The organism is Variovorax sp. FW305-3-2-15-B-LB1, from assembly GCF_058787635.1.
Window position 1 is genome coordinate 1 of sequence record NZ_JBYSZY010000099.1, and the last position, 9,666, is coordinate 9,666.

Annotated in this window: 7 protein-coding genes; 4 read left to right on the plus strand and 3 right to left on the minus strand. The window is 70.4% G+C overall.

The window, feature by feature from the left end:
• The 3 genes from AC3WQR_RS31040 to xylB all read left to right on the plus strand — a co-directional run.
• Positions 1-1,520, plus strand: a 1,520-nt coding sequence (locus AC3WQR_RS31040; protein WP_492745860.1) for a S41 family peptidase, incomplete at its 5' end; no start/stop codon positions are given.
• 191 nt (positions 1,521-1,711) lie between these two features.
• A complete protein-coding gene (locus tag AC3WQR_RS31045; RefSeq protein ID WP_492745862.1) occupies positions 1,712-2,893 on the plus strand; it encodes a nucleoside hydrolase in 1,182 nt (393 codons plus the stop codon).
• Positions 2,894-2,963: 70 nt separating this feature from the next.
• Entirely contained in the window at positions 2,964-4,436 is a 1,473-nt protein-coding gene (gene xylB, locus AC3WQR_RS31050; protein ID WP_492745864.1) for a xylulokinase, read from the plus strand.
• Between the two features lie 16 nt (positions 4,437-4,452).
• Here xylB and AC3WQR_RS31055 read toward each other — a convergent pair whose 3' ends face one another.
• Entirely contained in the window at positions 4,453-5,421 is a 969-nt protein-coding gene (locus AC3WQR_RS31055) for a tripartite tricarboxylate transporter substrate binding protein BugE (RefSeq protein WP_492745866.1), read from the minus strand.
• A 53-nt stretch (positions 5,422-5,474) separates the two neighbouring features.
• Positions 5,475-6,707: an alpha-hydroxy acid oxidase gene (locus AC3WQR_RS31060; protein ID WP_492745867.1), complete on the minus strand. Its 1,233-nt coding sequence runs from the start codon at positions 6,705-6,707 to the stop codon at positions 5,475-5,477.
• Positions 6,708-6,828: 121 nt separating this feature from the next.
• Here AC3WQR_RS31060 and AC3WQR_RS31065 point away from each other — a divergent pair, with 121 nt between their 5' ends.
• The gene (locus tag AC3WQR_RS31065) at positions 6,829-7,731 is read left to right on the plus strand and encodes a LysR family transcriptional regulator (RefSeq protein ID WP_492745868.1); all 903 of its coding nucleotides are present in this window, start codon (positions 6,829-6,831) and stop codon (positions 7,729-7,731) included.
• A 10-nt stretch (positions 7,732-7,741) separates the two neighbouring features.
• On the opposite strand, the gene recQ is transcribed toward AC3WQR_RS31065, so the two are convergent.
• Positions 7,742-9,652, minus strand: a complete 1,911-nt coding sequence (gene recQ / locus AC3WQR_RS31070) for a DNA helicase RecQ (RefSeq protein ID WP_492745870.1) — start codon at positions 9,650-9,652, stop codon at positions 7,742-7,744.
• Positions 9,653-9,666 lie beyond the last annotated feature (14 nt).

Genomic DNA, 9,666 nt, shown 5'->3' on the forward strand with positions numbered 1-9,666 from the left:
GAGGAGGAGGTGGCGGCGGTGGCTTCCCGATCGGCGTGCTGCCGACGCCCGTGCCGGGAGGCGGGGGCAACGGTGGCGAGGGCGGCATCGTCGCGTCTGCGACGGTCGCCGGCCAGTGCGCCGCGCCGCGCCGGGGCATCAACCCCGCGACCGGTCGCGCGTACCCCGACACCGCTGGCACCGTCGACAACGAGAAGAGCTGGGTGCGCGGCTGGATCGACGAAACCTACCTTTGGTACAACGAGGTGCCCACGACCCTCAAGGCGTCCGACTACGCCACGCCGTTGACCTGGTTCAGCGTGCTCAAGACGCAGGCCACCACGCCCTCGGGCCAGCTCAAGGATCGCTTCCACTTCTACCTCGACACCGAGGCGTACCGCCTGGAGTCGGAGGGCGGCGTGTCGGTCGGCTACGGCATGGACACGGCGGCGGTGCGCAGTTCGCCGCCGCGCAACATCCGTCTCGCCTTCGTCGAGCCGGGTTCGCCGGCGGCGGCGGCCGGCCTGGCGCGCGGGGCCAAGCTGCTCGCGGTCGACGGCGTCGACGTGGTGGCCAGCACCGGGCAGGCCAATGTCGACATCATCAACCGCGCGATCTCGCCGCAGAACCTCGGCGAGAAGCACACCTTCACCTTCGAGGTGAGCGGCACGCGCGGCAGCCCGATCGAGCTCACGGCCCAGCGCATCACGAGCACCCCGGTGCTGTACACCCGCACCATCGGGCCGGCCGGCAACCGCGTGGGCTACCTGCTGTTCAACGACCACATCTCGACCGCCGAGGGGCAGCTGGTCACGGCCATGAACACGCTCAAGCAGGACGGCGGCGTCCAGGACCTCGTGATCGACATGCGCTACAACGGCGGTGGCCAGTTGCGCATCGCGAGCCAGCTGGCCTACATGGTGGCCGGGCCGGGCCCGACGAACGGCAAGACCTTCGAGTTGCTGACCTTCAACGACAAGAACCCGTACCGCACCACGCTCGCGGACAACCTCACGCCCTTCTTCACGACCACCCGCGCCGGCCAGCCCCTGCCCACGCTGGGCCTGTCGCGCGTCACGCTGCTGACGGGCCGCAGCACCTGCTCGGCCAGCGAGTCGGTCATCAACAGCCTGCGCGGCGTGGGCGTCACGGTCAACCTCGTAGGCGCCACCACCTGCGGCAAGCCCTACGGGTTCGTTCCGCAGGACAACTGCGGCACCACCTACTTCGCGGTCAACTTCAAGGGCGTCAACCAGGCCGGTTTCGGCGACTACGGCGACGGCTTTGCACCCAATGCCAGCTGCGCCGTGGCCGACGACTTCGACCACCCCCTGGGCGACGCCGCCGAAGGCCGGCTGGCCGCGGCGCTGCGGTTGCGCGACACCGGTTCGTGCGCGGCGGCCACGGCCTCCGCCAAGGCCGCGGACACCCTGGGCCTGGAGAAGGCCGCCGCGCCGGTGGAAGAAGACGAGCCCTTCCTGCGCCCCCGCTCGCCGCTGCGCGAGAACCGGCTGATCGACCTTGTGCCCAACCCGGGCTGATAGACGGCCTGACCCCGCGCGCGAGGCCGGCGCCGGCCTCGCGGAAAACCCCTAGCCGCACCCCATTGCCACGCCTGCGGCCTGCCACTTAGAGTTTGGCAAACGTTTGCGCAAAGGTTTGCGCAAACGTTTTCACTCCCTGGCGCCCCGTTGGGAAACCGGGCTGAAAACCAAACACTTAGGAGAAACAGATGCGCAAATGGACAGTGACGACCTTCTGGCTCGTCGTCGTGGCCGTGCTCACGGCATGCGGCGGTGGCGGGGGCGGCAATGACGGCATCGGCCTGGCGCCCGGGTTCGCCGCAACGCCGGTGGCGCAGAAAGTCATCATCGACAGCGACTACAACACCATGAGCGACGACGGCCAGCTCGGCGTCATAGCCGCGCAGCTGCAGGCCGAGGGCAAGGTGCAGGTGATGGGCATCAGCGTCGTCTCGGGCAACCAGTGGCTCAAGCAGGGCGTGGCCGATGCGCTGATGTCGGTCGAGCGCCTGGGCGTGGGCCAGCGCATCGGTGTCTACGTGGGCGAGAACTACGCCATCAACCACGACTACGCGACCATCGAGGCCGAGATGAAGGCCGGCGCGGGCGGCGACGGCTACCTGGGCGCCTGGAGCGGCCCCGAGCCCAAGACCGACGCCGACCTCAAGCCCTCGCCCGACGGCTTCGCCACGCGCACCGTGGTGCAGCGCAAGAGCGCGGTCGACTTCATCATCGACACCGTCAAGGCCAACCCGAACGAAATCACCATTCTGGCCATCGGCCCGCTCACCAACATCGCGCTGGCCGTGAAGAAGAGCCCCGACATCGTGCCGCTGATCAAGAAGATCATCTACATGGGCGGCGCCGTCGACGTGGCCGGCAACACCACCCATTTCGCCGAGTTCAACTGGTGGTTCGACCCCGAGGCCGCGCAGTTCGTGGTGCGCCTGCCGATCCCGCAGGTGGTGGTGCCGCTGGACGTGACCGACACCGTGTTCCTCACCAAGCCCGTCTACGACCGCATCGCGCACCCGGCCAAGCCCACGGCCGTGACCGAGGTGTTCCGCAAGCTCAACGGCTACGGCTTCAGCGGCACCAACGGCTTCGAGAACAACCCGAACTACACGCAGAACATCTGGGACACGCTGGTGCTGGCCTACCTCATCGATCCGCGCTACGCCACGCAGACCGTCGAGCGCTATGTCGACGTGGTGGCCAAGCCCGGCGCCGCCGACAACGGCCGCTCCATCGGCTACACCACGCCGCCCGCGGGCGTGCCGCTGCAGAAGATGACGGTGGTGAAGAAGTTCGACAACGCGCGCTTCTTCGAGCTCTACATCGACCTGCTCACGCGGCCGGTGCCGATCACGCTGCCGGCGAGCGGCTCGTAAACCACCTGCCGTCAGCCGGCGCGCGGGGCCGGAGCGCCGATACTTCGGCCCTCGAACAGGGAACACACGCATGCTGATCGGCATCGATATCGGAACCTCCGCGGTCAAGATCGTCCTGACCGACCTGCAGCTGCTGCAGGTCGTGGCCACGGTCGATCGGCCGCTCACTTCGCAGTACCCGCAGCCGCTGTGGTGCGAGCACGACCCCGACCAGTGGTGGGCCGCCGTGGCCGACGGCCTCGACGAGCTGGCGCGCACGCACCCGACAGCGATGGCCGGCGTGCAAGGCATCGGCCTGTCGGGCCAGATGCACTCGCTGGTGCTGCTCGACGCGGCCGACCGCCCCGTGCGCCCCGCCATCCTCTGGAACGACGGCCGCGCCGCCGCCGAGGCCGCCGAGCTCATGCAGACCGACCTGGCCCTGCGGCGCGCCGTCGGCGTGCAGCCGATGGCGGGCTTCACCGGCCCGAAGCTGCGCTGGCTGCGCACCCACGAGCCCGAGGCCGTGGCGCGCGCCCGCTCGCTGCTGCTGACCAAGGATTACGTGCGCCTGCAGCTGTCGGGCGAGAAAGTGACCGACGTCACCGACGCCGCCGGCACCTGGCTGTTCGACCAGGCGCAGCGCCGCTGGTCGCCGCAGGCGCTCGCCGCCTGCGGGGTCGGTCCCGCCTGGTTGCCGCGCGTGGTCGAGTCGTGCGAGCCCTGTGCCACCGTGCGCGATGCATTGGCTGCGCGCTGGGGCTTGCCGCGCGGCGTGCCGATTGCGGGCGGCGCGGGCGATGCCGCGGCGGGCGGCGTCGGCATCGGCGTGGTCGGGCCGGGCGACGGCTTCGTGTCGCTCGGCACCTCGGCGCAGATCCTGGTGGCCGACACCGCGCACCGCCCCGATCCCGAGCGGCTGGTGCACGCCTTCTGCCACGCGCTGCCGCAGCGCTGGTACCGCATGGCCGCGCTGCTCAACGGCGCGAGCCCGCTCGCGGCGCTGGCGTCGTGCACCGGCGGTGCCTCGGTCGGCGCGCTGCTGGCCGAGGTCGAGGCCGCGTACACCGGGCCCTCGCGCCTGCTCGCGCTGCCTTATCTGTTCGGCGAGCGCACGCCGCACAACAACCCCTTCGCGCGCGGCGCGATCGTCGGCCTGTCGGGCGCCACCACGCGCGCCGACCTGATGCAGGCGGTTTGCGAAGGCATCGCCTTCTCGCTCGCCGACGGCCTGGAAGCGCTGAGCGCGCAGACGGCGCGGCCCGAGCGCCTGGCGCTGATCGGCGGCGGCGCGCGCTCCGCCTTCCTGGCGCAGCTGATCGCGTCGGTGCTGGACGTGCCGCTGGTGCTGTACGAATCCGCCGACCGCGGCCCGGCCTTCGGTGCGGCGCGGCTCGCGCGGCTGGCGGTCACGGGCGAAGACCCGGCGGGTGTGGTCGTCGCGCCGGCCGTGCGCCAGGTGCTGGCGCCCGACGCCGCCCTGCATGCGGCCTACCAGCCCCGGCTGGAGGCCTTCCGCACGCTCTACCGCGCGATGGCGCCGGTCTGGGCGTCGGTGGCCTGACGAGGCGCTCGCGGGTTCAGTCCGGCGTGAGCCCGGCGGTGTCCACCACCTTCTTGTACACGTCGAACTCGGCGGCGATCTGCTGCGTGAATTCCTGCGGCGTGTTGCCGACGACGAAGGAGCCGGTGTCCTGGATGCGCTTGCGCACGGCAGGATCTTCGAGCGACTTGCGCGCCGCCGCGTGCACCTTGTCCACCACGTCCTTGGGCAGGCCCTTGGGGCCCACGATGCCGTAGTACGCCATGCGGTTCACCGGCGCGAGGCCGACCTCCTTGAAGGTCGGCACGTCGGGCAGGTCCTTCAGGCGCTCGGACGCCGCCACGATGATCGGGATCAGCCGACGGTCCTTGATGAACGGCAGGGCGGAAGGCAGGTTGTCGAAGATCATCGCGACCTGGCCCGCGACGGTGTCGTTGAGCGCCGGGCCCGACCCGCGGTAGGGGATGTGCGTGACGGACGCGCCGGCCATGCCCTTGTACAGCTCCATCTGCAGGTGCCCGATGCTGCCCGTGCCTGCGGTGGCGTAGGCGTACTTGCCGGGGTTCTTCTTCAGCACCTCGATGAAGCCCTTGTAGTCCCGTGCCGGAAAGCTGGGATGGACCGCAATGACATTGGGCGTGGCCGCCAGGTTGATGATGGGCGTGAAGTCGGCCTTCGGGTTGTACGGCACCTTGGGGTTGATGGCCGGATTCGCCGCCGTCGTCGACACGGTGCCGATGCCCAGCGCGTAGCCGTCGGGCGTGGCGCGCGCGGTCTCGGCGGCCCCGATCGCGCCGCCCGCGCCCGACTTGTTCTCGACGATGACGCTCTGCCCCAGGTGCCTGCCCAGGGGCTCGGAAATGACGCGCGCAATGATGTCCGTCGTGCCGCCCGGCGCGAACGGCACCTGCAGCTTGACGGGCTTGTCGGGGTAGCCCTGCGCATGGGCGGGCACGCTTGCCGCCAGCAGGCAGGCGAGGGCGAACAGGGTGGGGTTTTTGGGCAAGGTGTCTTCCTCCTCTTGGATTGATGGAATGGGCGGGATGAGTGGGGAACAGGTCAGGGGCGCCGCGGAATCAGGCAGCTCGCGTCGAGCTCGCCCGGGTCGTTGACGCCGAGCATGGCCATGTTCCGGTCGACCTCGTCCCGCAGCAGCCGGATCGCGTGCGTGACGCCCGCGTGGCCGCCCACGGCGGCGGCATACATGAACGGGCGGCCGGCGAACACGGCCTTGGCGCCCAGCGCCAGCGCCTTCAGCACGTCGCTGCCGCGACGCACGCCGCCGTCGACCATCACGGGCAGCTCGCCCGCGGCGTCCAGCACCTGCGGCAGGGCGCGCAGGGCCGGGGCCGCGCCGTCGAGCTGCCGGCCACCGTGGTTGGAGACGATGAGCCCATCGGCGCCGAGCTGGCGCGCGCGCCGCGCATCGGCCGGATGAAGAATGCCCTTCAGGATCAGCGGTCCGCGCCACTGCTGCCGGATGCGGGCGATGTGGTCCCAGTGGATGTGGTCGCGGCCGGTCGTGTCGCGGATCGCGGTGCTGGAGAAAAGAGGCGCGCCGCGCGTGGCGAACGAATTCTCGAAATGCGGCATGCCGTGCGCCACGAAGGTCCGCGCGAGCGTGCCGAGCAGCCAGCGCGGCCGCACGAGGCCGTCCCATGCAAGCCGCAGGCTGGGCCGCAGCGGCGTCGTGAAGCCGGCACGCACGTTGTTTTCGCGGTTCGCCCAGACCGGAATGTCGACCGTGACGACCAGGTGGCGAAAGCCCGCGCCGGCGATGCGCGCCACCAGGCCGTCGATGCGCGCCGCATCGCCCGGCAGGTAGGCCTGGAACCACGTGCCGGGCGCGGCCTGGGCCACTTCTTCCATCGGGATGAGCGAGGTGCCGCTCATGACCGCGGGAATGCCGGCCGCCTGCGCCGCCTGCGCGAGCACCAGGTCGCCGCGGTAGGCCGACAGCGCGCTGATGCCGACCGGCGCGATCCCGAAGGGCGACGCGTAGCGCTGGCCGAACAGCGTGACCTCCTGCGAGCGCCGGGAGACGTCGACCAGCACCCGGGGCAGGAAATCGTGCGCGTCGAATGCGGCGCGGTTGGCGTCCAGCGAGCGGTTGTCCTCCGCCGCGCCGGCGATGTAGCCGAACAGCGGGCGCGGCAGGCGGCGCCGGGCCGCGTGCTCGAAGTCCTGCAGCGACAGGATGCCGGCCAGACGCCGTGGTGTCGCGGCGGCAGCAGCAGGGGCTTGCGCCGGCGCGGGGCGCGGGGCATCGAAGGCACGCGAGAAAACAGTCATGTCCGCCATCCAGTCAGTCGTTCGGTCCGCGCGGACTGTAGGCGTGCAGAAGGTTTAAAAAAAGCGAATTTATGGTAATTTGTCATTTCGCTTTTTTCGAAATGACAGAGAGGAACGGCGCATGACGCTGAAGCAACTGGAGGCGTTCTACTGGGCCGCGACCTGCGCCAGCTTTGCGCTCGCGGCGCAGCGGCTGCACCTGTCGACCTCGTCGCTGTCCAAGCGCCTGGCCGAGCTGGAGGTGTCGCTCGGCGCGTCCTTGTTCGACCGCGCCGGGCAGCGGGCCACGCTCACGGACGCGGGCGAGCGTTTCCTGCCGCGCGCCGCTGCGCTGCTGCTGGCGGCCGACGAAACGAAGCGGTCGATCGGCGCGCCCGCCAGCCTCGGAGGTCGCTGCACCTTCGGCATCGGCGAGCTGAGCGCGCTGACCTGGCTGCCCCAGCTCGTCGCGCATGTGGGGCGGCACCTGCCCGACCTGCGCCTGGAGCCGCACGTCAACTTCGGCTCGGCGCTGGACGAGCGCCTTCGCAACGGCGAGCTCGACTGCGCGGTGATCGCCGGGCGCTCACCGCACCACGGGCTGATCTCGTCGCACACCGTGGGCCAGGCGCATTTCGTGTGGGTCGCCGCGCCCGCGCTGGCGGGCAAGACCACGACCCTCGGCGCGCCGCTGCTCGCGCAGCATCCCATCGTGACGCTGCCGACTGGCGCGGGCACCAGCCGCCTGCTCGACGAATGGCTCATGGCCGAGAACCTCGAGGCGCCGCACCGCCTCAGCTGCAACAGCTGGGGTGCCGTCGCCGGCCTGCTGATCGAGGGGATCGGTGTCGGGTTCCTGCCGGAAGGATGGGCGCGCCTGCTGTCGCGCCGCGGCGACCTGCGCATCCTGAAGGCCCGCCAGGCCCTGCCCGCGCTGACCTACACCTTCCAGAAGCGCAGCAACGACGAGCGCCATCTGCTGACGGCCATGCGCGCCGCGGTGCTCGCGTCCATCGATTTCTCGAAGGCCGCCCGCCTGCTCTAGCCGGAGAGGGTCAGAAGGCTTCGCACACGCGAAGCACTTCGGCGCCGTAGGCTTCGAGCTTCTTCGTGCCGATCCCGCTGATGCCCTGCAGGTCTTCAAGCGTCGCGGGCGCGCGCTCGGCAATGGCGGCCAGCGTGGCGTCGTGGAAGATCACGTAGGCCGGCAGGTTGTGTTCCTTGGCCACCTCGGCGCGCCAGGCCTTGAGCGCCTCGAAGCGCTTCTTGCCCACGTCGTCGAGCGAGGCGGCCGCCGGCGACGGCGCGCCCTTGGCGGCCTTCTCGCGCCGGGGCTTGCGCTCGGCGGGCGACGACACCGACTCGCGCAGCGACACCGAGGTCTCGCCCTTGAGCACCGCGCGCGAGCCCTCGGTGAGCTTCAGCGTGTTGAACGCTTCGGCGTCCACCGCCAGCGCGCCCGTGGCGATCAGCTGGCGCAGCACGCCGCGCAGCGCCACCTCGCTGAACTCCGCGCCGATGCCGAAGGTGCTGATGCGCTCGTGGCCGAACTGCTTGACCTTCTCGGTCGCCTTGCCGCGCAGGATGTCCATGATGTGGCCCGCGCCGAAGCTGATGCCGCTGAGCTGCTGCACGCGGTAGATGGTGCTCAGCAGCTTGCGCGCGGCATCGGTGCCGTCCCACACCTGCGGCGGGTTCAGGCAGTTGTCGCAGTTGCCGCAGGGCGTGCTCTTCTCGCCGAAGTAGCCCAGGAGGCGCACGCGGCGGCAGTCGCTGGCCTCGGCCAGTGACAGCAGGGCGTCGAGCTTGCCGCGCATCACCTGCTTGAACTCTTCGCCGGCCGGGCTCTCGTCGATCATGCGGCGCTGGTTCACTACGTCGTTCAGGCCGTAGGCCATCCAGGCGTCGGCGGGGGCGCCGTCGCGGCCCGCGCGGCCGGTTTCCTGGTAGTAGCCCTCGATGTTCTTGGGCATGTCGACGTGGCCGACGAAGCGCACGTCGGGCTTGTCGATGCCCATGCCGAAGGCGATGGTCGCGACCATCACGATGCCTTCCTCGCGCAGGAAGCGGTCCTGGTGCTTCTGGCGCACCGCCGCATCGAGGCCCGCGTGGTACGGCAGCGCGTTGATGCCGGCGCCCTGCAGCGTCGTCGCGAGGTCTTCCACGCGCTTGCGCGACTGGCAATAGACCACGCCCGCATCACCCTCGTGCTCGCGCTCGATGAAGCGCAGCAGCTGCGTGGTGGCGTCTTTCTTCTCGACGATGGTGTAGCGGATGTTCGGGCGGTCGAAGCTGGAGACGAACTGGCGCGCTTCTTCCAGCTGCAGCCGTTCGACGATGTCGGCGCGCGTGAGGTCGTCGGCCGTGGCCGTGAGCGCGATGCGCGGCACGCCCGCATAGCGCTCGTGCAGCACAGTGAGCGCGCGGTACTCGGGGCGGAAGTCGTGGCCCCACTGGCTCACGCAATGCGCCTCGTCGATGGCGAACAGCGAGAGCTTGCCGCGCTCGTTCAGCGAATCGAGCTGCGACAAGAAGCGCGGCGTGTTCACGCGCTCGGGCGCCGCGTACAGCAGCGTGATCTCGCCGCGCAGCATGCGGCGCTCCACGTCCTGCGTCTGTTCCCAGTCGAGCGTCGAATTCAGGAAGGCCGCGCTCACCCCCGCTTCGTGCAGCGCGCCGACCTGGTCGTGCATCAGCGCGATCAGCGGCGACACCACCACCGCCACGCCGCGCCCCGCGCGCTGCCGCGCAATGGCCGGAATCTGATAACAGAGCGACTTGCCGCCGCCCGTGGGCATGAGCACCAGCGCGTCGCCGCCGCCCACCACGTGCTCCACGATGTCCTGCTGGGCCCCGCGAAAGCGCGCGTAGCCGAACACGTCGTGAAGGATGTCGGCGGGGGCCGCGCTGCCGGAGCTGCTGCCGTCGCTGGAAGCGTCGAAGGGGCGGGGAGCGAGGGAAGACACAGGCGGGGGTGCGA

Coding starts and splice junctions, on each gene's coding strand:
- AC3WQR_RS31060 (WP_492745867.1), bottom strand. CDS start 6,707: ATGACTGTTTTCTCGCGTGCCTTCGATGCCCCGCGCCCCGCGCCGGCG.
- AC3WQR_RS31065 (WP_492745868.1), top strand. CDS start 6,829: ATGACGCTGAAGCAACTGGAGGCGTTCTACTGGGCCGCGACCTGCGCC.
- xylB (WP_492745864.1), top strand. CDS start 2,964: ATGCTGATCGGCATCGATATCGGAACCTCCGCGGTCAAGATCGTCCTG.
- AC3WQR_RS31045 (WP_492745862.1), top strand. CDS start 1,712: ATGCGCAAATGGACAGTGACGACCTTCTGGCTCGTCGTCGTGGCCGTG.